The organism is Streptomyces sp. SID13726 (assembly GCF_010548375.1).
Taxonomy (GTDB): Bacteria; Actinomycetota; Actinomycetes; order Streptomycetales; family Streptomycetaceae; genus Streptomyces.
In genome coordinates this window covers 1-403 of the sequence record NZ_JAAGLY010000714.1, presented here as the reverse complement: position 1 = coordinate 403, position 403 = coordinate 1, and the positions used below count along the sequence as shown (strand labels likewise).

The following is a 403-nucleotide window of genomic DNA, read 5'->3' as shown; positions in this document are numbered from 1 at the left end:
GCCATCTGCTCCCGGAAGTTCGGGCAGCCGACGATGTCCGTCCTGCTGCACTGGAGGGCGTGGGCCAGCAGCTGGTGCGCGTGGTCGAGATCGACCAGGCGCTGCTCGATCTCGGCGACCTTCGTACGGATCATCGCCTGCCGGCGCGGCTGGTCCTGCTGCAGTTCGCGGATCTCGGCCAGGGTCAGCCCCGCCTGCTGGCACTTGCGCAGCAGCACGATCCGCTCCGCGGCCCCCTCCGGATAGCGCCGCTGCCCGCCCTGGCGTTCGGGCTGGGGCAGCAGCCCGTGGCGCTCCCAGTACCGGATGGCCGAAGCGGGTACCCCGGTGGCCCCGGCGAGCTGCCCGATCGTCATGCGCACGTCCGGCCGCCTCCCTCTCTCCGCGCGGGCGTTTGACTTGA

General features: G+C 72.0%; 1 protein-coding gene. It reads right to left on the bottom strand.

The window, feature by feature from the left end:
* Nucleotides 1-356 (bottom strand): MerR family transcriptional regulator (locus G3I78_RS49915; RefSeq protein WP_164437307.1); only part of this gene is annotated, 356 nt, incomplete at its 3' end.
* Between the last annotated feature and the right edge of the window lie 47 nt (nt 357-403).